We start from the raw sequence: 24796 nt of genomic DNA on the forward strand, positions 1-24796 counted from the left end.
CTTATCTAGCACCTTTTCCGTTAAAAACGATAAAGAAGGTTTTAAAGATAATTTTTATATCTAATAAAAGAGATATATTATTGATATAAATCATATCTTTTTCTAGTTTTTGAGCAGGTGTTAAATCATAACCGCCATTAATTTGCGCCCAGCCGGTTAATCCTGGTTTAACTGACAACCGGTTAACAAAACCCGGAATTTCTTCGTTAAATTGAATAGTGAACTTTGGAATTTCTGGACGTGGTCCAACAATGGACATGTCCCCTTTAAGAACATTCCATAACTGTGGAAGTTCGTCTATCCTTGTTTTACGAATGAATTTACCAACAGTTGTTACCCTTGGGTCATTTTTCGCAGCCCAAGTAGCCCCATTTTTTTCTGCGTCTGTCACCATGGAGCGGATTTTATATATCATAAAATATTTTCCCCTCAGTCCAACGCGTTCCTGTGCGAATAAGACTGGTCCAGGGCTATCCAATACTACAAAAATACTTGTAATAAGCAATATTGGGGCAGTTATAATTAACCCAATTAAAGCAATTACAATATCTATTATTCTTTTAATAAATAATTGCAAATCTAGTGTAGAAGTATTTTGTTCTATATATGGATAAGGAGATTCTAGAGAGCCTTGCTGCTTTTGGAATGAATTCTCAGTTTCAACTTTTATATTCATACCATACACCACCCAATTAATAAGATTTTCGTAACTATTATATCTAATATATTTCTATGATTCTACAATTTCCAACATTATTCCATGTTTAATATGAAAGATAAAGGAGAATTAAGACTTTACTTAATTTCTAGATTCTCCTTTAAGATATTCTGTACTCTTTGTTTTTCTTCGTCTGAAATGACCTGATAAGAAACGTTATTAATCATTGCACCTTGTGCATTCATTTCAATTTGTTCAATAGCATTTATGGCACCTTTGTATTTACTCTGAATGGTTACCATTTCATCAAACGTTAAGTTTGTTTTTACGTTATTTCCTAATGCACTGAATATATCACCGTAATTGGTTAAAGAGCTTAGACTTGCACCTTTATTAATAACAGCTTGGATAACTTGGCGTTGACGCATTTGTCTTCCAAAATCTCCGCGTGGATCCTCATGGCGCATACGAGCATAATACAATGCTCTGTCTCCATTAAGATTTAACGTGCCTTTTGCATAATGTCTTCCATCGATAGTGAAATCTAAATCATTTTCCACAGTGACACCGCCAACTGCGTCCACAATATCTTCGAAACCTTCCATATTAATTTGGACATAATAGTCAATAGGGATATCTAAAAACTCTTCAATCGTATTGAGTGACATTTCCACACCACCAAAAGCATATGCGTGGTTTATTTTGTCTGATTTTCCTCTGCCAACAATTTCAACTCTGGTATCACGAGGAATGCTTAACATTTTAACAGAATTTGTATTTGGGTTAACCGTAAGGATAATAATCGTATCTGATCTGCCTTTGTCGTTTTCCCTTTGGTCAACACCTAATAATGCAACCGAAATCGGTTCAGCTTCCTTCAAGGAGACTTCTTCCGTTCTTTTATCTGATTTCTCTCTTTCAAGTGGAGAGTGCATAGTATCAACTGCATTCGTTAATGAGTTATAGACGGAAAATGAATAGGCACCGACTGCAGCAATTAATATAATAAGGATGGTTAATAGGACACGTAACCATTTGCGTTTTTTCTTTTTGTTTTTTTTCTTTTCCGCTCTAGAAGACATGTGTTTCCTCCTTAGGTATTGAAATATATATGAATGAAATTAATGGTATGAATTAATTTTCGACAAATAATGCAATGCGTCTTTTTTACTATAATATGATAACACTAAGTAATTAAAATAATAAGATGTAGATTATTCCTCTATTATCAAATTTAAACCATCAATATGCAGTATAGCAGAATATACCAAATATTAATATAAAATTATAGATATGTTGCAAATTATTTGGTAATTTTAGCGTTCTAGTAAACACCAATAAATTTATTTCTAGAATAGTACTTTAGGATGGCAGTGTCTTTACTTGTTTTTATAAAATGCAACATTTATACTATATTTCGACAATGTCATAATAGGTAATATAATACACAAATACCTAAAAAAAAAGGAGGATTCTATGAAAGAACTAATTCTACTATTAGCAGACATTGTTAATACACTACATGACTATATCTGGAATCTATCAAATTTGATGGGCTTTAATTTTACAGATAAAGACCTTCATTTATGGGTTTTGGGTATAATTGGAATATTCACATTTTTTATTGTACACGCCCTTTTTATTAGATTGGCAAAATATAGTATTACTGCTATTTCATTTATCTACACTCTAACTGTCATACTTGTCCTTGTTTTTGCTATAGAAATACAGCAAAAGATAACGGGCAGAGGGCAAATGGAATTTGACGATGCCATTATTGGTTTATGGGGATTCTTGCTTTTCTTCATAGGTTTCCTATTCTTGAAAGGTATGTACATGATAATAAAAAAATATTTATTTAAAAAGTGATCTGTAATATATTCCAATATTTTTAATTTATTGACAGTCTATTAAACACAAAATATGATAAAATGGTATTTAATATTTAATAAATCGACAATTTTTGTCGACTTTATAACTAAAATGATTTATTCATTTTAGTAGATTAATAGGGGGAATGTATAAAGAAATGAAAAAGTTTTCCATTAGTTTTTTGTTCTTGCTTTTCGTAATTACTCTTTTCTCACCTCCCGATAAAACATCTGCCTATACAGACTATTCACAACACAGAATTATAACAGGAGAGTTTTATGGTGAGGAAAGCGTAAATAATGCTTTGCAGAGATTAATGTCTGATACAGGCTGGTGGGCAGCTTATGAACCAGCAAGAGACCCTATTCCATACTTCCGAATTTATTCAGGAGATTACTATAATGAAGTGGCAGCCAAAGAAAGAATAAACCATTTTCAAAGTAGTACGGGGTTTAGTGCGAGTTATCAGCCGGCAGGAGCACCTGTACCTTATCAAAAAATTGTAACAGGGTATTTTTATGGTGAAGAAAATGTAAAGCGTATTATACAAGACTTCACCAGAAGTACCGGAGTTAACGCTGCATATGAACAAACTGGGGAATATGTATTCAAAAAGAGATTAGTAGCTGAAGGATTCGCGGGAGAAGATTTTACAAAGGGAGTCATTCAACAATTCCAACAGTCTACTGGAATCTCCTCATCCTACCAACCAACCGGAGAATATCAGGAATACAAACAATTTATCTCAGGTGAATTTTATGATGAGGAACTAATAAAAAGAGTACTGCAAGAATTCAATACAAAAACAGGATTAAATGCTAACTATGAACCAGTTAAATATTCAGACGGAACGATTATTAGTACTGGCTGGTTTATTGGAGAAACCCAGGTACAAGCTATAGTCAATCAAATAAAAAAGGATTTGGGATTTTCTGCTAGATATGAATCGGCAGAAGCGGGTGATAGTTTTAGAATAATCTTTAACCCGTTAGCCGGAAATTCACTATCAAGTGCGACCGAGTATTTAGATAAAAAGGGTTGGTGGTATAGTCTAACCCCATCCGATCAAAAGGTTCCTATCTCGTTCCGAATTATTTCCGAAGAAACAATAGATATAAAAAAGCTAGAGACGGCTAGCGTTTATTTTAATAGTAAAAACTGGTGGTCAACCACTATTTCAACTGGTAAAAAGGGTCCTGCAATTTATCGTATTGTTACCGTTCCTTTAACAGAAAATGAACTAAACAAAGGGATAACCTATTTAAACCAATTAGGAATAGGGCATAGCACACAAATTACTGATGAGAAGGATTACTCTTTATTTAGAATTGTTACCGATCCTGTCCTTGGAATCGAACAGGTTGGTGCATTTTTCAGTAAAAACGGTTGGTGGTACACCACTCAAGCAACTGATAAAGTAGGCTACGCCGCCTATAAAGTAGTCACACAACCACTATTAGGTAATGGTAAAAGTGATCAAGCATTAGATTACTTTAAAAAGAATGGGTTGTATGCAACAGCGGAAGCAACTGGCGACAAAATGAATGTCTACCGTATTGCTACCGGTACATTCTGGGGCTATGAAAATACAGTAGCTAATGCAAAAATGGTAACAAACCGTTATGGCTGGTGGACGACAACTGAGAAAGTCTTAAATGGACCACAGGTGATGACTACCAACTATAATATGACATTGGCACAAATGCTTAACCTTCAAATGCAGAAGTCTCCGCAAACGGATAAGTATCGAAATGATCCGGCATATATTTACACTGCTTATATAGACTCAGTTAATAATATAGTAACTGGTAACGATGTGAATATTAGAAGTGGCCCTGGTACTGGTTATGAGATTGTTGCACAAAAAGATGCTGGGTTTAAAGATTTTAGAATCTTAGGCACCGAAGGCGAATGGACCAAAATATATCTACAATTCAAAGATGCAAAACCAGCAGATGTAGAATATTATCTAAATCCAAATAATTTCCCTTCAACTAGCAATCAGTATTTTCAATTTCTAAAACTATCTAAACCTGCGAATATTGATGTAAATGAAGTGAATACGAAGATTCTTAATTCCACAAAGGGATCCCTGAGTGGAACGGCTGCAGCATTTGCTGAAGCTGCAAGACTTTATAATGTGAATGAAATTTATTTAATTGCCCATGCGCTGCATGAGACGGGAAATGGACAGTCATCATTAGCAAAGGGGGTTCAATATAATGGCCGAACAGTATATAATATGTATGGCTATAATGCCTTCGATAGCTGCGCAAGGGATTGTGGAGCAAAGAAAGCTTATGATGAAGGATGGTTTACTCCGGAAGCAGCCATTATTGGCGGGGCTAAGTTAATTGGAAGTGGCTATATCTATAATCCTACGTTCCAACAGGATACATTATATAAAATGAGATGGAATCCTATTCAAACATGGCATCAATACGCTACAGATATTGGCTGGGCTGCAAAACAAATTACGAATATGTATAATTTATATCAAATGATCGATAATTATACACTTTATTTCGATCTTCCAGTATATGAATAAGAATAGAAGGGATGACTCTTAATTTGAGTCATCCCTTTTTTCTATAATTTTGGTTAAATAAGATAGGCAATTATTGGCAATACTAATTTTTGTGACTATAAATCAATTACCATAATGGCATTAGTTAGAAGGTGAAAACAGTGAAGTTGGTTTCCTTAATCGTTCCTTGTTACAACGAAGATGAATCGGTGAATTTATTTTACTCTGTGGTCAATCCAATCCTTGCAGAGTTAAAGGACATTGAATATGAGTTTATTTATGTTAACGATGGCAGTAAGGATGAAACAATACAAAAAATAAAGCAATTAAGCGATAGAGAGTCAAATGTGAGGTTTATTAGTTTTAGCAGAAATTTTGGTAAAGAAGCTGCTATGCTTGCAGGAATTGAAGCAGCCCGTGGTGATGCTGTGATCTTAATGGATGTAGATCTTCAAGACCCTCCCAATTTGCTGCCGCAAATGATTCAGGAATGGATAAAGGGTAACTATGATGTCATTTATACCCGCCGCTCAAATCGAAGCGGAGAACCACCGATCCGAAGCTGGTTTGCCAGGAAGTTTTACAAATTCATTAATAAGATGAGTGATGTACATATTGTTGATGGTGCAAGAGATTACCGTCTGATGGACCGCAGGGTCGTGGAAAGCTTTCTCCAATTGAAGGAAAAGAACCGTTTTGCAAAGGGATTATTTATGTGGGTGGGCTATAGGACAAAATGTATTGAATTTGAGAATATAGAAAGGGCGGCAGGAGACTCTAGCTGGAGTTTTTTGAAGCTCGTTCACTACGCAATAGATGGGATTGTCTCCTTTACCATCTCACCTTTGAGGTGGGCGTCCTATTTTGGCTTTTTTACAGCTAGTTCTGCGTTTTTATATATGTTTTACATTATCTTTACTAAATTATCCTTTGGAAATGAGGTAAGTGGATATGCTTCTATTGTTTCCATTATGTTATTCTTTGGCGGGCTGCAGCTGATTTTCCTTGGGATTATTGGCGAATATATAGGGAGAATATTTATTGAGGTAAAAGCAAGACCAAGCTATATTGTTCAAGAACAGTCTTCTTTTGCCTTAAAAAAGGAACTGCCCAAGCCAGGTTTAATTGTTAAGGGAGAATTCCCTTCTTCCATTCAACGGAACATACACAAGAAAAAGGCTCTTTACCTAAGGAGAAACTCCTAAGTGGAAAATCACTACAAAGATAATAGTAAAATCATTAACCTTATATTTGAAAATAGATTCATTAAATATTGTTTAACTGGTATCTTTAATACGGCTCACCATTTTGTATGGTTTCTGCTATTAAGTCCACTTTTGGGATATAAACTGGCAAATTTAATTGCTTTTCTAGTGGCTAACCTCACATCTTTCTTTATTAACAGCTATTTTACGTTTCGAGTCCTTCCGAGTATAAAAAAGTTTATGAAATATCCTTCGGTCGTCACGATCCAAGCTGTAATTGCCTATCTCGTTCCTTCTTTCTTGGTACTTTTGTCTCCTGAAAGTAAATGGCTTGTTCCAATACTTACAACCATTATTAATTTACCGATTGGGTATTTGATGACAAAGAAAGTATTGAGTGCTGATTAATATCAATGATCCTATAATGAAAAGAATTATCGAGTTAAGCAACCCTAATATATCCATTTTTTCAATCGATTTGGTAATTTAATGTATTTGTAATGATTTGTAAACAAAATATAATATTTATGTTATTCTTCTAAAAGAAGTTCCTTAAGAAACATTCAATTGTTGAATTCTAAGGAACTTCTTTTTTTTGTTGAATTTTACTTTTTTATTATAAAGAGACAAATAGACAAATAAGGAGTGGCTTGTAAACTTGGGGAATAACTTAAAGTGGAGATTTGGTGCGGGGTTATTAACGGTAATGCTTCCATTAGGTGTTAGTGTGCACGCAGAGGAAAATATTTATGCACCTCAATCAGGTAAACCGGTTCATTATAATTGGGGTTTTGGCAGCCCGGCAAAGGGATATCCTGCTGACCGCTTTTCGGCACTTTTTGATCAATCCAAGAACTATTCTAGTGGCGACTATTTTGTCCAGACACTTGCTGATGATAGAGTAAGACTAGAGGCGGACGGTAAATGGCTGATAGATCGGTGGAGTGATTCTGCCGGGAACATTGATCGTGCTCTTTGGCTTGGTGTGACAGAGGGGTATCATTCGGTAAAGACGCATTATTATGAGAACACAGGAGGAGCAGCACTTTACTCTGATGTGCTTCCCTTTAATACATGGATTGCTTATTATTATCCAAATACAACACTTTCAGGAGTTCCGAAGGCAGCAAAGGTTATACAGCCAATTGGTGAATTCAATAAGCTGTATGAATACCATGGTGTAGGGGCACCGGTTAATGGTTTTCAGGCAGATAACTACTCTGCACGTTACTCGACTGCAAAACGAATTCCTGCAGGGGAGTATATCATACGGGCAAAGGCTGATGATGGTGTTCGTATTTATATAGATGGAAAGTTAGTTTTAGACCGATGGACACCCGGAACGTTTAAAGAGGATGCGAAGAAGGTTGAAATAGCAGATCATGCAAATGCCAATCCAGGGGAACAAAATGTCCATTGGATAGATGTAGAATATTATGACGGCGGTCATAATAGTGGTATCGACTTTTTCTTAGAGCCTTATGAAACGGCGTTTGATGATACATGGTTTGGGGAAGTCTATCCTAATATGTCGTTAGCAGGCGATCCATATGTGATTGGCGGGAAAAATTCTGCTGTAAAGCTTTCAACCCTCAATTTTAATTGGGGATGGGGTTCACCAAATTCGTTTATCCCACAAGATAGGTTTTCAGCTAGATTCACTAAAAATGTGGAACTTGAAGCAGGGATGTACTATTTCGATGCCATTTCTGATGATGGTCTCCGTGTTTGGGTAGATGATCAGAATGTCATTGATGCTTGGACAAACTCTGATAGCGGCAGGAAAAGTGGTAAAGTACTACTAACTCAAGGGCAGCACAAAATCCGTGTTGAGTATTTTGAAAATGGCGGGCAGGCAAAGCTTTCTCTCAATTATAAGAAATTTCAAGAAATACCGACACAATCGGTGGGGACTGTTCGTTATAATTGGGGTTTTAACAGTCCCGGAAATGGGATTTCCTCAGATTACTTTACTGGGGTTTTTGACCAATCCAAGTACTTCTTAAAGGGAGATTACTTTATTCAAACACTAGCGGATGATGGTGTTAAGGTAGAAGTCGATGGGCAATTTCCTATAAACCGATGGAGTGATTCTTCGGCGGTTACGAACCGCGCGTTATGGCTTGGAGTGACAGAAGGACAACATACGGTTAAAACACACTATTACGAAAATACAGGTGGAGCAATCGTCTATTCTGATATTCTTCCGCTTGATACCTGGATTGCTTATTACTATCCAAATTCGACATTGTCTGGTGATCCAACTGCTGCAAAAGTCATTCCGCCTAATGGGGAATATAAGAAACTTTATGAAAACCATGGGGTAGGAGCACCAGTAAGTGGCTTTAAGGTTGATTATTTTTCTGCACGGTATTCAACTGCGAAACGAATTCCTGCAGGAAACTATAAATTACGGGCAAAAGCGGATGATGGTGTCCGTGTATATGTTGATGGGAAATTGGTGATTGACAGGTGGACACTTGGCGCATTTCAAGAAAATACAGCTGCACTAGCCATAAAGGATCGTGTTGATACAAGCTCAGATCAAAAAGATGTCCATTGGATTGATGTTGAATATTATGATGCCACTTATCATAGTGCAATCGAATTTTTCATTGAGCCAAATACAGTACCAATTGTGGAGCAATTGCCACATACGAAGTTGGTTTCTTCTATAAAGTTGCCAGTCTATCGCAGTTTTGAAGAATTGATTGATTATGGAAAACATCTAGTATTCTATAATCCTAGTTATACGAGATTGATGGAACTAGGTTATGGTGATGCTGTAGATGTCTTAGAAGAAAAACTATATGCTGCAAAGATAAAAATGAGTGATGGACAAATTGGCTGGGTTCAAAAGGACTATCTTGAAGCCAGTTTAACGGAAGACACATGGCTGGTGAAAGAAGCACGAACATTAAGAAGCAGTTCCTCTAACACGAGCCCTAGTCTTGGAACCGTTCAGGCAGGTGCGAGTGTTTATCTTCTTGACCATGTAACAACATCTGGGACTGCTTATTCTGAATGGTACTATGTTCAAACTCAATCAGGTCAAAAGGGATGGATTTGGGGAGCAAGTAATGCAGGCGGGAATGAAGGGTATAATGTGGTTAAGTATGAGTTTAGTAAAACGCCATCTACCAATCATGTTACGATTTTTACTCCACTTATGACAAAAGCGAATGTTACAGCTGACCAGATTAATAGATTCATAAATTACAAGAGTGGTGGGAAAACAACGGTTATGACCAATATGGGCTATGCATATCTGAAAGCCCAAGAAGAAACGGGTTTAAATGCCATTTACCTGCTGGCGCATTCTGGTTTAGAAACGGGATGGGGAAATTCTTCGATTGTGAAAGCAAAGTATAACTTTTATGGAATCGGGGCCATCGATACAAGACCAGATGAAGGGGCTTATAACTATTCTACTCCTGAGGGTGGAATCATCGCGGGAGCCTCATTCATAAAGAAAAACTATGTGGATCGCACATGGGATACAGATGGATATTTTCCATACTCTAGTAAACCAACGATTGATAATATGCGATTTGATAATAGCTGGCACCAATATGCTACTGATGAAGCATGGGCAGTAAAGATTGGGAATTACGCACAGGAATTTTACAACTTCATTAATCAATGATGTAAAACAGTTAAAAAATGCTGCTTATCCAAATGTGATAAGCAGTTTTTTGTACATAAAATCCATTTGTACCCCATTAAAATTACCATTTGATGGATATAATGGTTCATATTAATCACATAATATCCATGGAGGTTGTAATGAAAATCAGTTTTGCTCGTTCTAGTATCTTCTTTTTATCTTTTTCTATTCCAATATTATTGATGGGATTCGTCTATGTCTTAAGAGGGGTGTATCCTTTTGGCGAGAGTTCGATCTTAATGGGTGATCTTTATACTCAATATATTCCATTTTATAATCACTTATATGATGTTCTAAAAGGAAAGGGGAGCCTTTTCTATGCTTGGGAAGCAGGGATGGGATTAAACTTTTGGGCTACCTTCGCCTATTATTTATCAAGCCCGATTTCTTTTTTAATCGTATTATTTGAGCGTGACAACTTACCTGAGGCTGTGGTATTAATTACTTTAACAAAAATAGGCCTATCAAGTTTATTTATGTATATTTATCTTTCTAAAATGTATGAATCATTGAACATAGCAAGGCTAATGTTTTCAACTACCTATTCATTAATATCTTTCACAGTGGTATACGCCTTCAATATTATGTGGTTGGATGGTGTTTATTTATTGCCATTAGTTCTGCTGGGTGTAGAATTTCTTTTACGTGGAACAAGACAATTATTTATTATCGTGTTAGCTCTTCTTTTTATTTCTAATTTCTATATGGCTTATATAATTGGCATTTTTACTTTTCTTTATTTTATTAAAAGAAGCCTTTCAATCGGAATAAGTGAGAAAGTTTTTCTAAAAAGTTTTGGTTCATTTATTTTCTGTACGGTCATTGCTGGTGGGATTTCAGCTTTTTTAACGATACCCACTTATTTACATCTAAATAGGAATATTTATCCGCCAGGTGATAGTAACGGTATGACTGAACCTGCATTTAGTTTTTTTCAATTCTTTGCCAAACTATATAATGGCGGTATACAACTATTTGAATTGCCTAACGTCTATAGTGGTTTAATGGTGTTGCTGCTATTTCCATTGTTTTTTATGATGACAGAATTCAGAGTAAAGGAAAAAGTGCTGTATCTCCTATTATTAGGAGGAATATTTTTAAGCCTTCAAATTAAATTGTTAAACCTTGTTTGGCATGCATTTGAGTCCCCGGTAGGTTACCTGCACCGATTTGCCTTTATCTTTTCATTTTTAATGATCGTACTTGGATTTAGAGTCTATAATTCCTTTGAAAAAAAATACGTATCTGCCTTACTAAAGGTGTATGCTGCCAATGTCTTTATACTAATATTGTTACCTGAAATAACCCCAGAACTCGTATCGGTGAAAAAAGCATTGTTCAATATCATTTTGTTAACGATCTTTGCTATTCTTTTGTATGCTAAAACGCTTGATACACGTTATCAGAAGTATTTGCCGCTTTTACTCATTTTCTTTATCTTTGTAGACTTAAGTATCAACGCCTACCGTCACATTAATACCTTAAATAGTCTAGCTGGATATAGTATTAAAAGAGATGATTATAATATAAAACCAGGATTTGAAAAGATGGTTGACATGATGAATGAAGAAGATCAAGGTTTTTATCGGATGAATACGAACATTCGATTAACGCATAACGATTCTTTTCGCTTTCATTACAACGGCATGTCCAATTTCAATACTTTATCAAATGGGACCTTGCATCAAGCTATGTATCAGTTGGGCTATAGTACTACCTTAGGCCCGCGTTCTTTAATGCAGAACAACGGGGTACTTGTTACGGATGCCTTATTTGGTTATAAGTATTTTGTATCTGATCAACCCATTGATAAGCACGGATATAAGCTAGTTAATTGTAATGAGGGCGTTTGTTTATATGAAAATATGAATGCCATTCCCATTGGATTTATGACGGCCAAACAGCAGACTGTATTTCAATCAAAAAACGATAATCCCTTTGATTTGCAGAATCAACTTTTAGGGCCGCTTAATGAGAGTATCGACTACTTTTATCCTATTAAACCAAGTGCTATTACCTACACAAATCTTAATGTTCGAAAGGATGGATCTGTCCAATATTTTAAGAAAAGTGACCCTGCACTTCCAGGGACTATTAATATGACTTTTGATCTTAAGGACAAGAATCAACTTTACACATTGATATCTGCCGGCAAAGGATTTCCGGGTTTTAATGAAACAGAGATTTTTGTTAATGGTAATCGTGTCGGGGTGTACCCGACATTCCATAACGAACGTATTTTGGATTTAGGTGCTTTTTCTAGTGAGAGAGTAAATATAACCATTCACTTCTTAGTTCCAGAAACCCAGTTAACACAGAATATGTTTTATGCTTTGGATATTGAAAAATTTGAAGAAAGAATCCAACAAATAAAAGCAGAATCGATAGATGTTACGAGCTGGAATGCTACTTCAATAAAAGGGATGATAAACGTAACAAATCATGACAATTTATTCTTTTCTATACCTTATGATCCTGGATGGAGTGCCAAAGTTGATGGAGAGTCTGTCCCTGTGAAGAAGCTTGGTGGATTTATTGGGGTAGATGTTGAACAAGGTCAGCATGATGTGGAACTTCATTTTAAACCGCAGGGGTTTAATTTAGGGTTAATCCTATCTATTTTTAGTCTTGTTACTTTGGGATTATTATCATTCCTTGAGTTAAGGAAGCAAAAATCATTAAAAATGAAATGGGATAAGGGTATATAGAGACAATCCTAAATTCATTGCTTTCAAATAAAATAATTGCTAGAATTAATACGGATTAAAACAGGATCAAGAGGTTCCTTGAAGTTGTGCAACTTTAGGGGACCTCTACTGTAATAAAAATAGTCTAAAGGATAAATATGAACTTACTTAAAACAAGCTTTCTTTCATCCATAGCAACGGTTATTAAAATCTTAACTGGTTTTATTGTAAACAAAGTAATTGCAATCTATGTGGGACCAGCGGGTATTGCGCAGATAGGACAATTACAAAATTTCTTTTCTATTGTTTCAAACCTCAGTAACTTCTCAATTAGTCAGGGAGTCACTAAGTATGTTTCTTTCTATGGTGAGGAAGAAGATACGCAGAAAAAATATATCAATGCAGCAATCACAATTTCTTTTATTGCGTCCCTCATTACAGGGCTGGTTATCATTCTGCTTCATACCCAACTTTCCGTTCTTCTGTTGGATTCAGATCACTATTCCGATATCTTTATTTATATTGGACTATTTCTAATCCTTTATGCGATTAATAGTATCCTGCTGGCTGCTGTTAATGGATTTAAGAAAATCAGGAAGTTTACACTTATTAATGTTACACAAAGCTTGTTTGGTTTAGTCCTTTCCATCGTATTAACCGTTAAATGGGAATTAAGAGGAGCTATGTACGCTTATGTACTTTCACAAACTCTGGTCCTATTCATATCCATTGGTTATTTATTCAAAGAAGATTGGGTTAGAAAAATTAGACTTAGGAAAGTTGATCTTTCCATATTAAAAAGCTATTCAAATTATACGGTTATGTCTATGATCCATATTCTAACCGTACCAGTATCCTTTATTATCATTAGAAATTATATCACTGATACCTTATCTCTTGAGGAAGCAGGATACTGGCAGGGACTAACAAAAATCTCAGACACATATTTAATGTTTATAACTATGTCGTTAAGTGTATATTATCTACCTCGATTATCGGAAATCAAAGATAATCTGAAATTAAAAAAAGAAATATTTGATGGTTATAAACTTATTATCCCTATACTAACCGTTATTTTAATTGTTGTTTATTTCTTGAAGGACTTTGCTATTTTAATTTTGTATTCTGAAGATTTCCTAGTGATGAGGGAATTATTTTTGTTTCAATTAATAGGGGACTTTTTCAAAATTGCCAGCTGGCTCATCTCCTTTAATATGCTTGTAAAAGAGATGACTAAACATGTAATCATTACAGAACTCTTTTATTCGATAACATTAACGGTTCTTTCTATCATTTTTATTAAGATATTTGGCTTAATAGGCGTAACTTACGCTTATAGCTTAACTTACTTCCTGTACTTTTTAATGGTTGCCTATATGCTTAGGCATATCTTATTTTTAAAAGCAAAATAAAAGATTGGATGTTTTAAAATGAGAAAAACTAAAGTTCTATTTGCAACTCGCCATGATGCCCTTAGTCACCGTGGCGGTGACACAGTGCAAATGCTTAAAACAAAGGAATTCTTAGAGAAAAGTTTTCCTGTTACGATTGAATTAGCTTTAAATGAGAGTGACTTTATTAAACATAGCGATGCTGATTTGGTTCATGTTTTTAATATACAAACAATAGATGAAACCTTGAAGTATGTTGAATTGTGCCAGAAATACAATAAGAAATTCGCTCTTTCTACTATCTATTGGGATCTATCGCACTTTATTTTTAATACCTTCTTAACCAGTACATTCAATTACATGGATATCACTAAAAATCGATATAACTATAAAAATCTTGTGATAAATTTAAAAAAAGCAGCTGGATTAGTCTTAAATAGGAAAGATCAATATGGAAGTAAAAACTATGTTGATAAGAGAAAAAAGGTTCTAGTAGCTGCAGATATCTTGTTACCTAATTCTAATGAAGAACTTGATATCGTTGAAAGAGAATTTGGGCTTAAGGGGTTAATGGAAAAAACCATTGTTGTACCGAATGCCGTTGATTTAAAGGCTCCTGCGAATTCTAGTTTATCGATTGATTGGCTGAATCAGCTGGAAAATATTGTTCTTGAAGTTGGGAGAATTGAGCCAACAAAGAATCAATCCAGTGTTATTAAAGCCTTGGAGAATGATCCCGAAATCCCAATTGTCTTTGTAGGCAGAATACATGATCAGAAATATGGCGAATATGTAAAAAAGCTCGCAGATAAAAGGGGAAATGTTCATTTTATCGATCAGATAGACCATGATGAAATTTTTGCCCTTTATCGCAAAGCAGCTGTTCATGTTCTTCCGTCTTTCAGAGAGTCGCCTGGACTTTCTAGTTTAGAGGCACTTTTTTCTGGATGTAATATTGTCGTTTCTTCAGTGGAGTACTGTCCTGTTCATTATTACAAATTTGACCAGTATGGTGAGATTTGTAATCCATATGACGCAGAAACCATTAAAAATGCCATATTTAATGCACTGAAAAAGGATCGAGTCAAACTGCCTGAAAGTTATTTTGAAGACTATTCCTACCAGCGTGCCGCTGAACTCACCTATAAAGCATATGAAAAATTAATGAAATAAAATAAACCCGATTTGATGTCCTAAGACATTTTAATCGGGTTTATTTTTTAATTCTTTAATTTACCGCAACTTCCGCTACGGTTTCTGGCGGCAAGTTAAGGTGTTGACGTAATTCGTCTGATAGGGATTGTCTGGTTGTATCCTCTACCATGTAATACCATACATCCCTAATCATTTTATTGGTGCCTTCAATTTCAAGCTTTTCGATCGTATCTGCAGCTGGTTTATAAGATGACTGCATATCAATGATCTCGCTTAAAGTTAAGTTTGTTTTAATATTATCTTCTAGAGCGTTGAGGATATCATCATAGTTGGTTAAAGTAGATAATGATTTTCCTTTGGCGATAATTTTAGAAATTACTTCTCGTTGACGTTCTCCACGTCCAATATCGCCTCGGGGATCCTGTTTTCTCATTCTTGCGTATGCAAGTGTTTCCGTGCCATTTAAATGCTGTGGACCGACTTCTAACGTTACGCCGTCCAATTCAAATTCATATTGGTTATTAACATCAATACCATTTACAGCGTCAACAACATCCTTAAATCCTTCCATATTAATCTCTACATAATAATCGATTGGAATATTTAAGAAGTTTTCAACAGTGGCAATACTCATTTCAATCCCGCCAAAAGCATAGGCATGATTAATCTTATCTTTCGAAGAGTCTTCCGAATCTTCAGGATCGATTAATTCTGTGCGTGTATCTCTCGGTATACTTACTATTTTTGTAGATTTCATTTCCGGATTTAGTGTAAGAACTAACATAGAGTCTGTACGTCCATGATCCCCGTCACGCTCATCAATACCTACCATTAAGATTGAAACCGGGTCTTTTTTTGTGAATTCCACTTTTTCTTCCCGCTTTTCAGATACTTCTCTAGAAATAGGTTTATTCATGTTATCAACCGCACTTGCGACATTATGGTAAACATTAAAGAAATAAAATCCGCTGCCAGCCAACAGGATAAAAAAGGAAAATAGAGTAAACCATACCCACTTTTTTAGCTTCTTTTTTGACCTTTTTCTAGTTCTAGTATTAATCATATATAGTATCCTCCTACTCTTGAAGGTTTCAATTTTTTGGGGAAAAAATGTCATAAATTCATAGATTAAATTATAAACCTGAACATACGGAACTTCAACAATAATTGCTAAGAACCATCAATAAAAGTACAAAAAACGACAAAGAAATGCTATAATTAAGTTTTGGAAAGATAAAACCATTTAGTTACTTTTTACTCAAAGTCTCTTGGCGGAAATAATCAACACTCCCCATTTATAGACGAAAACAGTATGCTATCTGTTACACATCATTTGAACCACTTATTACATAGGTCGTAAGGACATTTGAACTCTTCATCACATTTTGTATAATAGAGTCAATACATTCATGAAAAATCAATGATCACTCTTTTATAAAAGAAAGAAGGAAATTATTATGCTAAAAAATGTATTAATTACTGGCGGTGCAGGGTTTATCGGCAGCAGCTTAGCCTTGAAATTATTGGATAAAGGATATGAAGTAACTGTCCTTGATAATTTATCTCCTCAAATTCATGGGGAAGATGGTACATCATCCGAATTATTCTTGAAAATTAGAGATAAAGTTACCTTTATTAAAGGTGACGTTGTTAACAGTGATGACTGGAGAAAGGCATTAAAGGGGCAGGATGTCGTGGTTCATTTAGCGGCTGAAACAGGTACTGGTCAATCCATGTATGAAATTAATAAATACATTGATGTGAATGTGAAGGGAACTTCCAATTTGTTGGATATTTTGACAAATGAAGAACATCAGGTGAAAAAAATTGTTGTGGCTGCTTCGAGGGCGATTTACGGTGAAGGCATGTATCAGTGTACGGAGCATGGTACTGTTTACCCTGTTGAAAGAACAGAAGCAGATATGAGTAAAGGCGATTTCGAAGTGAAGTGCCCAATTTGCAACCGTAACGTAGAAGTAATGGCAACAACGGAAGAAACGAAAATTCACCCAACATCAGTATATGGTATTACGAAACAAGTTCAGGAACAAATGTGTATGGTGGTTGGGAAGTCTTTAAATATTCCAGTTGTCGGTTACCGTTACCAAAACGTTTACGGGCCTGGTCAATCTTTAAAAAACCCTTATACAGGAATCTTGTCTATTTTCTCGACAATTATTAAAAATAACAATAACATTAATATTTTCGAGGACGGTCTAGAATCAAGAGACTTTGTATTTATTGACGATATCGTAGATGCAACCATCCTTGGAATTGAAAAGGAAGAAGCAAACTTTGAAAGTTTCAATGTAGGGACAGGTGTGCCTACAACTGTTATTGAAGTAGCAAACGTCTTAAAGGAAAAATATGATTCTGACACTGAGATTCAAATCAGCGGCAATTTCCGATTAGGTGATATTCGACATAACTTTGCAGATTTAACAAAAATCCAAGAGAAGTTAGGATTTACACCAAAAGTCAGCTTTGAAGAAGGTATCAGCAAGTTTGTTGATTGGGTAAATCAGCAAGAGGTAGTCGAAGACCGTTATCAAAAATCCATTGAGGAAATGAAGAAAAAAGGATTATATAAATAATGGAATATCAGTTAAACAATAAAAAGATTTTGTTTTTGTGTCCTTTATTTTTTAATTATCACAAAAAATTAATGAGGGCGATGGAATCAATGGGTGCTCAAGTCGATTACTTCGATGAGCGCCCTTCTAACACTTTTCTTTCAAAAGCACTGCTTCGAATCAACCGAAACTTTGTAACAGGACAGATTAACAAGCATTATGACGATATCACTTCTAAAATCAAAGATAAAAAATATGATTTCGTGTTTATTTGCCAAGCAGAAGCGACACCAAAGTCCTTTTTAAAAGATGTGAGGAAACTAAATCCCAATGCGAAATTGGTCCTCATGTTATGGGATTCTGTAGCGAATAAAGTGAATACACTTGAGAAATTAGATCTTTTTGATGAGGTCTTTTCCTTTGATAAAAAGGACTGCGACCAATTTGGGCTGACTTTTAGACCTTTGTTTTTTGATAAGGAATATGAAGAGTTATCACAGGAAGAATCTGAACTCATTTATGATTTGTTTTTTGTTGGTACCGTACATAGTGATCGTTACCTAATTTTAAATGAAGTCAGACAGCAATTTGAAAAAAATAACTTAAACGTTTTTTACTTTTTATATATCCCAAGTAAGATAATGTATTATCAGCGAAAACTATTAACGAGTGAATTACAAGGCAGCCAAATCACTGATTTTTCCTTTGTCGGTTTGCCAAGTGAGCAATTGACAGCGAAATTAAAGCAGTCTAAGGCTGTTGTTGATATTCAACATCCAAAGCAGACAGGTCTAACAATGAGAACGATTGAAATGCTCGGGGCGAATAAGAAAATCATTACGACCAATACAGATATCCAGCATTATGATTTTTATCATCCGAATAATATTTGTATCGTTGATCGAAACTCCGTTGTCGTCCCGACTGACTTTATGACTACTCCCTATGTACCTGTTGATGATCAAGTGAAAGAGAGATACTCGATTAACTATTTTGTATTGGATGTATTAGGGTTAACAGAAAAGGATAACCATGAGTTTTATTCGAATAAAAGTGGTGGTGAAATTCGATGAAGGTATCTGTAGCAATGGCCACTTATAATGGGGAAAAATACCTTGAACAGCAAATAGACAGTATTCTAATGCAGTTAGGCAGTGAGGATGAATTAATCATTTCGGATGATCATTCATCTGACCAGACCATAGCTATTATTGAAAGATATTTAAAAAACGACCATCGTGTGAAGTTATTTACGAATGAAGAATCTGGAGTGACTTCAAATTTTGAGAATGCGATTAAGCGTACTCAAAATGACATCATCTTTTTAAGTGATCAGGATGATATTTGGAAACCGGAAAAAGTACAAACAGTTAAATCGTACTATGAGAAACATCCAAACATCCAAATGATTATGTCAGATATCACAGTTGTTGATAACCAACTCAACACCACCATCGAGTCGTTTTTTCACTTTAGAGGGAGCCGGGCAGGTGTAATCAAAAATATCTTTAAGAATAGTTATATCGGTTGTGCGATGTCTTTTAGAAAAGAATTAAAGACGAAAATACTGCCTATTCCTCGTAATGTACCGATGCATGATATGTGGATAGGTTTGGTTGCAGACATGAATAAATCAGCATTACTTATACCAGAAAAGCTTATTTATTACCGCAGGCATGACGCGACGGTTACGACTGTTGAAAATACTTCCTCGTTTAAGGAAAAATTACTTTGGAGATACCAAATCTCTACGTTGCTTTTAAAATCGAAGTTAAAAAATAAATAAATGATAGAAAAAATAGTATGTTTTCTAATAGGGAAATCATACTATTTTTTTCAGCAATCAGAAAACCACTGGTAAAAAGAAATGATACAAAATAATTTTAGAAAATGCTATAATCTCTTTTGTGTGTAATTTGTGATAGAGTTATAGAATAGTTTTTTGAAATTATGTCATTTTCTCTTGGTTTCAAGCTTGCTTAAAAGAAAAACAAGTTGAATTTTATATCAGCCTGAGGTCAACAATAATTTTGATTAATAGGTGGGATGCATAGTGCTTCTAAAAGGTAATACGATTGAACACTTCATTACTAATAAAAAGAATAATTTAGATATTATACGTTTTTTTGCAGCATCCTTGGTTTTATTTTCACACGCCTACCCTTTAACAACAGGTAATAATGGTTCTGAACCGTTTGCGATTATGACCAATGGAGAAATGACTTTCGGTGAACTAGCAGTTGCCATTTTCTTTGTCATCAGTGGATTTCTAATTACACAAAGTTTCGATCGTTCTAAAAATCCGATTAACTATTTCAAAGCAAGAAGCTTGAGAATCTTTCCTGGTCTCATCTTCTGTGTACTATTGTCAATATTTTTACTTGGACCAATACTTACTAATTTAAACTTAAAAGACTACTTCACAAACCGTGAAACCTATGATTATTTAAAAACGATCACATTGTACTGGATGCAATATGACCTGCCAGGATTATTCCCAAATAATAGTTGGCCTTCAGCAGTAAATGGTTCTTTATGGACATTATGGTATGAGTTTTTCTTTTATTTTGTGGTGGCCGTCCTTGGTGTAACAAGACTGCTTGACAAAAGAATCGTATTGATTGGTTTTATCCTTGCTACTGGTCTTTATTGGTTAGGCAGGGGCGGGTTCTATACAGATTTATTTCGATATTTTAGTGCTGGGATGGTGTTTTATCTTTTTAGGAAAGAAATAAAATTAAATGGCATGATGGCAGCAGCGTCCTTCATCATATTAATTTTAACTGCTAGGAACGGCTACTTTGAATATTCACTTTCTATAGTAGGAACCTATCTCATTTTTTATTTAGCTTTCGCTTCGAAAGTTAAGTTTCATAACTTTGGTAAATATGGTGATTTTTCTTATGGTATCTATATTTATGCCTTTCCTATTCAGCAAATCATGACACAAGCGTTCAACAATCAGTTAACGCCATTCGAAAATTTCTTATTGTCCTTCCCTGTTACCTTACTATTTGCGATTCTTTCTTGGTATTTGGTTGAAAAACAAGCATTAAAATATAAAAAACTTTCTATTAAAGCTATTTTCCAGAAAAAGAAAATTTACGTAGAAAATTCTATTAATTCAAATGCTAACTGAAAAATAGCATTTTTATGATTGGAATACGTAATTGCTCCGGGAGGCACCATGAATAAATTTGAAAAAATATTACTAACCATCTTTTTTATTGAGGTATTTGTCGGCGGTGGGGGACGTCTAATTGACTTTGGCGTTTTATCAATCCGACAAGTTCTATTCTTACTGCTAATTTTCACTTTTGTTTTTCGGATTGTGAAGGAGAAGGCATTTTTTGATAAAAATATAAATACGTTTTTTCGATTTAATCCTGTATCCATTGGGATTTATGCGCTTTTAGTATGGTTCGCAGCCAGTGCATTAATTGGTTATCTTAACGGCAATCCGCTATCCATCATAGTTATGGATTTCTTAAGAGTTTCATACTTTGCATTGTATTTTCCATTAGCTTACTACATTGCGAATGAGCGATTTACTTTTGGTCGAATTATTCAGATATTAAAGTACAGTGCCCTTGCAGTTGCTATCTTTACCATTACTGTTGACTTGTTGGGGAAAACTGTTTTTGCTGCCAATTTTTATCCTTTCTATGTATTCATGAACACAATCATGAATGATGATTTATTTTTTCGTCCCAGCAACAGTGTCTTTTATAAGAGTCATTTATTTGTTTTAATTGGTCTTATTCTTTCATTGAATAATGTGTTGAATAAAAAATATCAAAGATTGGATATTGCGATTGTTATTCTAGCTTCTATTTCAGTACTTTGGTCAGAAACACGGGGATTCTTACTGGCATTCATGCTGAGTGTAATTATGATTATAGCGTTAGATGTTAAAATTATTGTTGATCCGATTAAGGGATTATCAAACAAGCTAAAAAAATTGGTTCAAACTAATCAATTTATTAAAAAGTTTACACTATCGATATTGGTGTTGGTAGCAGTTCCATTTATGTTTCAATATATGACGCTTGAACGATTTGAAACGGCTCCTGTTGAACAAAATAACAATGCAATCGAACAACCTAAAGAAGTGGATGATGTTAGTGTAAACGCTCGTATGGAATTCATTGTTGCTTCTAAAGATATTCTTGTGATTCCTAAGAATCTAATCTTTGGAATGGGCTATGGATCAGAAGTGGCAGGTAGAACAGATGGGCTTGAAATGAGTTTTCTTGACATTTTATTGGAGCAGGGAATTATTGGGTTAGCTATTTGGGGATATTTATTTCTAATCGTTTTCTTTAATTACTATAGTGCCTACAAAAGTGGAAAACAACTTACAACTTTAGACATATCACTCGTGGCTGCCTTTATGGGAATATTGTTGTTAACAAACATTAATCCATTTATAAACAATCCTATTGGAATTAGTTTCTTTCTTGTCATGCTAATCGTATCACAAGCAAAGAAAGAATTAAGGGCAAGTGAGGATATCCGATGAAAATAACTATGGTTATTGTTTTATATAAACTTAAACCAGAGGCAAGTAAAACGTTTCAAACATTAATGCAAGCTCTGTCTAAAAATAACCAATCTAATCAAGAAATAAAGCTGCTTTTATATGATAATAGTCCATCTAAGCACGATTTTAATCCCCTCAACTACGAGGGGATACATATTAGCTACCATCATGATCCACGTAACTTAGGAATTGCCACAGCGTATAATTTTGCCTGGTCCGTTGCAAAACAAAATGGAAGTACCTGGCTCTTATTGCTAGACCATGATACAGAAATAACAGTTGGTTATTTACATTCTGTTTTTAATCATCTTGATATGCCTAGTGAGGTTGTAGCCGTTATCCCGAAAATTAATAGTGAGAACATAATGATTTCTCCTGTTGTCAGTGATTCTCTTCGACCGCTAAAAGAGGCTCGTCCTGTTCCTGGTCTTCAGGAGAAGCCGGTCATGGCTATTAATTCTGGCACATTAATAACGATAAATTTTTTAAATGAAATAAATGGTTTTAATAAAGACTTTCCACTTGATTATTTGGACCATTGGCTCTTTTTTGAAATCTATCATAAAGGTCGTAAAGTATGGCTGATGGATGCTACTTTAGAGCATGAGTTATCAGTCATGGATTATTCTAGAGTTTCATTAGACCGTTATCGAAGTATTTTGGACTCCGAAAAGAATTTTTACCTGCACTATAAGAAAGAACTGTGGCCATCTTATAGAAGGCAGTTGGCAAAACGTTTTCTTAAACAAATGGTTACGGTTAAAAATAAGAAGATAGCTATGTGTACCTTAAAAGGGATTTTTTCTTAGTGAGTGTGAAATGAAGTTTGGTATCTTTAAAAAAGATACCTTTTTGCAGTGCCAACATAAATCGCTGAAATTTCGGGAATATTTAAAAAAACATTGTAATCGAGCTTAAAGTAAATTAAAAATGTAACGTTTTTCTTACAATCATGTTAATGATTGTCTTTTTGTCACAACCTTCTTTATAATGGGGAATGGAAAACTTGTCAGTTTTTGTAGATAATAAATGTATATTCTAGGAGGGGTTTACATGAAAGGAATTATTCTAGCTGGCGGCAGCGGGACCAGACTATATCCTTTAACAAAAGTTGTTTCAAAGCAATTATTACCTGTATATGACAAACCTATGATCTATTATCCACTATCTGTTTTAATGTTAGCAGGTATCAAGGATATTTTAATTATTTCAACACCAGAGGATACAGAAAGATTCGAACAAATCTTAGGTGATGGCTCTGATTTAGGCATGAACTTTACATACAAAATTCAGCCGCATCCCGGCGGTTTGGCTCAAGCCTTTATTTTAGGTGATGAGTTCATCGGAGACGATAATGTGGCACTTGTCCTTGGTGATAACATTTTTTATGGACATGGATTAACAGAACTATTAAAAAGGGCTGCTGCACGTGAAACTGGCGCCACTGTATTCGGTTATTACGTTAACGATCCAGAACGTTTTGGTGTAGTAGAATTTGATGAAAGTGGAAAAGCCGTTTCCATTGAGGAAAAACCGGAATTGCCGAAATCCAATTATGCAGTCACGGGCCTCTATTTTTATGATAATCGTGTTGTCAATATTGCAAAAAGTATTAAACCGTCGCCTCGAGGCGAATTAGAGATTACAGACATTAATAAAGCTTATCTAGAGATGGGCGAGCTTAATGTCGAACTACTTGGACGTGGTTATGCCTGGTTAGATACTGGTACACATGCATCCTTGCTTGAAGCTTCACAATTTATTGAAACGGTTGAGAAGAGACAATCATTAAAAATTGCCTGCCTAGAAGAGATTGCTTACAAAATGGGCTATATTTCAAAAGAGAAATTAATAGAGCTGGCAGAACCACTTAAGAAAAATCAATATGGCCAATACTTAATTAAAGTTGCAAACCAAGGAAGATAATCGATAAGCGAGGTACGAACATGAATATTATTGATACAAAAATACCTGATTTAAAAATTTTAGAACCCAAAGTTTTTGGGGACCACCGCGGGTACTTTATGGAAAGTTATAATAAAGAGTTATTTGAATCATTAGGCTTACATTATGATTTTGTTCAAGATAATCAATCGTTATCTGCGGCTGTTGGAACACTTAGAGGCCTTCATTTTCAATTAAATCCAAAGGCGCAAACAAAGGTGGTACGCTGCGTGACGGGAGCCATCTATGATGTTGCGGTTGATATCCGTAAAGGTTCTCCTACATATGGACAATGGGTGGGAGTCATTTTAAGCGAGTATAATAAGCGTCAGCTTGTCGTTCCAAAGGGATTTGCTCACGGCTTTTGCACACTTGTTCCAGATACTACGGTTGCTTACAAGGTAGACGAATATTATTCTCCTGAGCATGATGGCGGTATTCTTTGGAATGACCCTGAATTAGGTATTGATTGGCCGGCTAGTAATCCGGTACTTTCTGATAAAGATACGAAGCACCCAACGTTACGTGAAGCTACTCATTTAAATTTTGTGTACGAGAAATAGGAGGCAAAAGC

19 protein-coding genes are annotated in these 24796 nt (G+C 35.0%); 16 read left to right on the top strand and 3 right to left on the bottom strand.

The annotated features are described in order from the left end of the window. Nucleotide 1 precedes the first annotated feature (1 nt). Nucleotides 2–676, bottom strand: a complete 675-nt coding sequence (locus ACN6MT_RS09125; RefSeq protein WP_063251995.1) for a sugar transferase — start codon at nucleotides 674–676, stop codon at nucleotides 2–4. Between the two features lie 119 nt (nucleotides 677–795). Beyond that, the gene (locus ACN6MT_RS09130; RefSeq protein WP_419955634.1) at nucleotides 796–1740 is read right to left on the bottom strand and encodes a LytR family transcriptional regulator; all 945 of its coding nucleotides are present in this window, start codon (nucleotides 1738–1740) and stop codon (nucleotides 796–798) included. Nucleotides 1741–2134: 394 nt separating this feature from the next. On the opposite strand from ACN6MT_RS09130, the gene ACN6MT_RS09135 reads away from it, so the two are divergent. The 8 genes from ACN6MT_RS09135 (at nucleotide 2135) to ACN6MT_RS09170 (ending at nucleotide 15180) form a co-directional block, all read left to right on the top strand. Then, complete coding sequence (locus ACN6MT_RS09135; protein WP_419955635.1) at nucleotides 2135–2527, top strand: hypothetical protein; 393 nt, start codon at nucleotides 2135–2137, stop codon at nucleotides 2525–2527. A gap of 160 nt (nucleotides 2528–2687) precedes the next feature. Next, complete coding sequence (locus tag ACN6MT_RS09140) at nucleotides 2688–5078, top strand: glucosaminidase domain-containing protein (protein ID WP_419955636.1); 2391 nt, start codon at nucleotides 2688–2690, stop codon at nucleotides 5076–5078. 140 nt (nucleotides 5079–5218) lie between these two features. Then, nucleotides 5219–6262 carry a glycosyltransferase family 2 protein gene (locus tag ACN6MT_RS09145; protein WP_419955637.1) on the top strand — a complete coding sequence of 348 codons (1044 nt, stop codon included), beginning with the start codon at nucleotides 5219–5221 and terminating at the stop codon, nucleotides 6260–6262. Beyond that, a complete protein-coding gene (locus tag ACN6MT_RS09150; protein ID WP_419955638.1) occupies nucleotides 6263–6670 on the top strand; it encodes a GtrA family protein in 408 nt (135 codons plus the stop codon). A gap of 250 nt (nucleotides 6671–6920) precedes the next feature. After that, nucleotides 6921–9908, top strand: a complete 2988-nt coding sequence (locus tag ACN6MT_RS09155) for a PA14 domain-containing protein (RefSeq protein WP_419955639.1) — start codon at nucleotides 6921–6923, stop codon at nucleotides 9906–9908. Nucleotides 9909–10048: 140 nt separating this feature from the next. Then, on the top strand, nucleotides 10049–12637 hold the full coding sequence (locus ACN6MT_RS09160) for a YfhO family protein (RefSeq protein ID WP_419955640.1): 2589 nt from the start codon (nucleotides 10049–10051) through the stop codon (nucleotides 12635–12637). Between the two features lie 137 nt (nucleotides 12638–12774). Next, nucleotides 12775–14028: an O-antigen translocase gene (locus ACN6MT_RS09165; protein ID WP_419955641.1), complete on the top strand. Its 1254-nt coding sequence runs from the start codon at nucleotides 12775–12777 to the stop codon at nucleotides 14026–14028. 18 nt (nucleotides 14029–14046) lie between these two features. Beyond that, nucleotides 14047–15180: a glycosyltransferase family 4 protein gene (locus ACN6MT_RS09170; RefSeq protein WP_419955642.1), complete on the top strand. Its 1134-nt coding sequence runs from the start codon at nucleotides 14047–14049 to the stop codon at nucleotides 15178–15180. Nucleotides 15181–15235: 55 nt separating this feature from the next. Here the strand turns inward: ACN6MT_RS09170 and ACN6MT_RS09175 are convergent, their stop codons facing one another. After that, nucleotides 15236–16225 carry an LCP family protein gene (locus tag ACN6MT_RS09175; protein ID WP_419955643.1) on the bottom strand — a complete coding sequence of 330 codons (990 nt, stop codon included), beginning with the start codon at nucleotides 16223–16225 and terminating at the stop codon, nucleotides 15236–15238. 394 nt (nucleotides 16226–16619) lie between these two features. Here ACN6MT_RS09175 and ACN6MT_RS09180 point away from each other — a divergent pair, with 394 nt between their 5' ends. From ACN6MT_RS09180 to rfbC, 8 genes are all read left to right on the top strand, one after another. Then, complete coding sequence (locus tag ACN6MT_RS09180) at nucleotides 16620–17756, top strand: SDR family NAD(P)-dependent oxidoreductase (protein ID WP_419955644.1); 1137 nt, start codon at nucleotides 16620–16622, stop codon at nucleotides 17754–17756. Beyond that, nucleotides 17756–18808, top strand: coding sequence for a lipopolysaccharide biosynthesis protein (locus tag ACN6MT_RS09185; protein ID WP_419955645.1), 1053 nt, complete (start codon nucleotides 17756–17758; stop codon nucleotides 18806–18808). The genes ACN6MT_RS09180 and ACN6MT_RS09185 overlap by 1 nt, the downstream gene beginning before the upstream one ends. Then, complete coding sequence (locus ACN6MT_RS09190; RefSeq protein ID WP_419955646.1) at nucleotides 18805–19521, top strand: glycosyltransferase family 2 protein; 717 nt, start codon at nucleotides 18805–18807, stop codon at nucleotides 19519–19521. The genes ACN6MT_RS09185 and ACN6MT_RS09190 overlap by 4 nt, the downstream gene beginning before the upstream one ends. A 267-nt stretch (nucleotides 19522–19788) precedes the next feature. After that, entirely contained in the window at nucleotides 19789–20874 is a 1086-nt protein-coding gene (locus ACN6MT_RS09195) for an acyltransferase family protein (RefSeq protein ID WP_419955647.1), read from the top strand. Between the two features lie 48 nt (nucleotides 20875–20922). Beyond that, nucleotides 20923–22257 carry an O-antigen ligase family protein gene (locus ACN6MT_RS09200; RefSeq protein ID WP_419955648.1) on the top strand — a complete coding sequence of 445 codons (1335 nt, stop codon included), beginning with the start codon at nucleotides 20923–20925 and terminating at the stop codon, nucleotides 22255–22257. After that, nucleotides 22254–23087, top strand: coding sequence for a glycosyltransferase (locus tag ACN6MT_RS09205; RefSeq protein WP_419955649.1), 834 nt, complete (start codon nucleotides 22254–22256; stop codon nucleotides 23085–23087). The genes ACN6MT_RS09200 and ACN6MT_RS09205 overlap by 4 nt, the downstream gene beginning before the upstream one ends. Before the next feature lie 244 nt (nucleotides 23088–23331). Further along, on the top strand, nucleotides 23332–24204 hold the full coding sequence (gene rfbA / locus ACN6MT_RS09210; RefSeq protein ID WP_419955650.1) for a glucose-1-phosphate thymidylyltransferase RfbA: 873 nt from the start codon (nucleotides 23332–23334) through the stop codon (nucleotides 24202–24204). Between the two features lie 20 nt (nucleotides 24205–24224). Next, nucleotides 24225–24785, top strand: a complete 561-nt coding sequence (gene rfbC, locus ACN6MT_RS09215) for a dTDP-4-dehydrorhamnose 3,5-epimerase (protein WP_419955651.1) — start codon at nucleotides 24225–24227, stop codon at nucleotides 24783–24785. The last annotated feature ends 11 nt before the right edge of the window (nucleotides 24786–24796 follow it).

Source organism: Neobacillus niacini (assembly GCF_048572935.1).
GTDB lineage: Bacteria > Bacillota > Bacilli > Bacillales > Cytobacillaceae > Neobacillus > Neobacillus niacini.

Excerpts from the sequence above, each read along its gene's own strand:
- ACN6MT_RS09125 (WP_063251995.1), bottom strand. The coding sequence starts at position 676 with ATGAATATAAAAGTTGAAACTGAGAATTCATTCCAAAAGCAGCAAGGC.
- ACN6MT_RS09130 (WP_419955634.1), bottom strand. The coding sequence starts at position 1,740 with ATGTCTTCTAGAGCGGAAAAGAAAAAAAACAAAAAGAAAAAACGCAAA.
- ACN6MT_RS09135 (WP_419955635.1), top strand. The coding sequence starts at position 2,135 with ATGAAAGAACTAATTCTACTATTAGCAGACATTGTTAATACACTACAT.
- ACN6MT_RS09140 (WP_419955636.1), top strand. The coding sequence starts at position 2,688 with ATGAAAAAGTTTTCCATTAGTTTTTTGTTCTTGCTTTTCGTAATTACT.
- ACN6MT_RS09160 (WP_419955640.1), top strand. The coding sequence starts at position 10,049 with ATGAAAATCAGTTTTGCTCGTTCTAGTATCTTCTTTTTATCTTTTTCT.
- ACN6MT_RS09165 (WP_419955641.1), top strand. The coding sequence starts at position 12,775 with ATGAACTTACTTAAAACAAGCTTTCTTTCATCCATAGCAACGGTTATT.
- ACN6MT_RS09170 (WP_419955642.1), top strand. The coding sequence starts at position 14,047 with ATGAGAAAAACTAAAGTTCTATTTGCAACTCGCCATGATGCCCTTAGT.
- ACN6MT_RS09175 (WP_419955643.1), bottom strand. The coding sequence starts at position 16,225 with ATGATTAATACTAGAACTAGAAAAAGGTCAAAAAAGAAGCTAAAAAAG.
- ACN6MT_RS09180 (WP_419955644.1), top strand. The coding sequence starts at position 16,620 with ATGCTAAAAAATGTATTAATTACTGGCGGTGCAGGGTTTATCGGCAGC.
- ACN6MT_RS09185 (WP_419955645.1), top strand. The coding sequence starts at position 17,756 with ATGGAATATCAGTTAAACAATAAAAAGATTTTGTTTTTGTGTCCTTTA.
- ACN6MT_RS09190 (WP_419955646.1), top strand. The coding sequence starts at position 18,805 with ATGAAGGTATCTGTAGCAATGGCCACTTATAATGGGGAAAAATACCTT.
- ACN6MT_RS09200 (WP_419955648.1), top strand. The coding sequence starts at position 20,923 with ATGAATAAATTTGAAAAAATATTACTAACCATCTTTTTTATTGAGGTA.
- ACN6MT_RS09205 (WP_419955649.1), top strand. The coding sequence starts at position 22,254 with ATGAAAATAACTATGGTTATTGTTTTATATAAACTTAAACCAGAGGCA.
- rfbA (WP_419955650.1), top strand. The coding sequence starts at position 23,332 with ATGAAAGGAATTATTCTAGCTGGCGGCAGCGGGACCAGACTATATCCT.
- rfbC (WP_419955651.1), top strand. The coding sequence starts at position 24,225 with ATGAATATTATTGATACAAAAATACCTGATTTAAAAATTTTAGAACCC.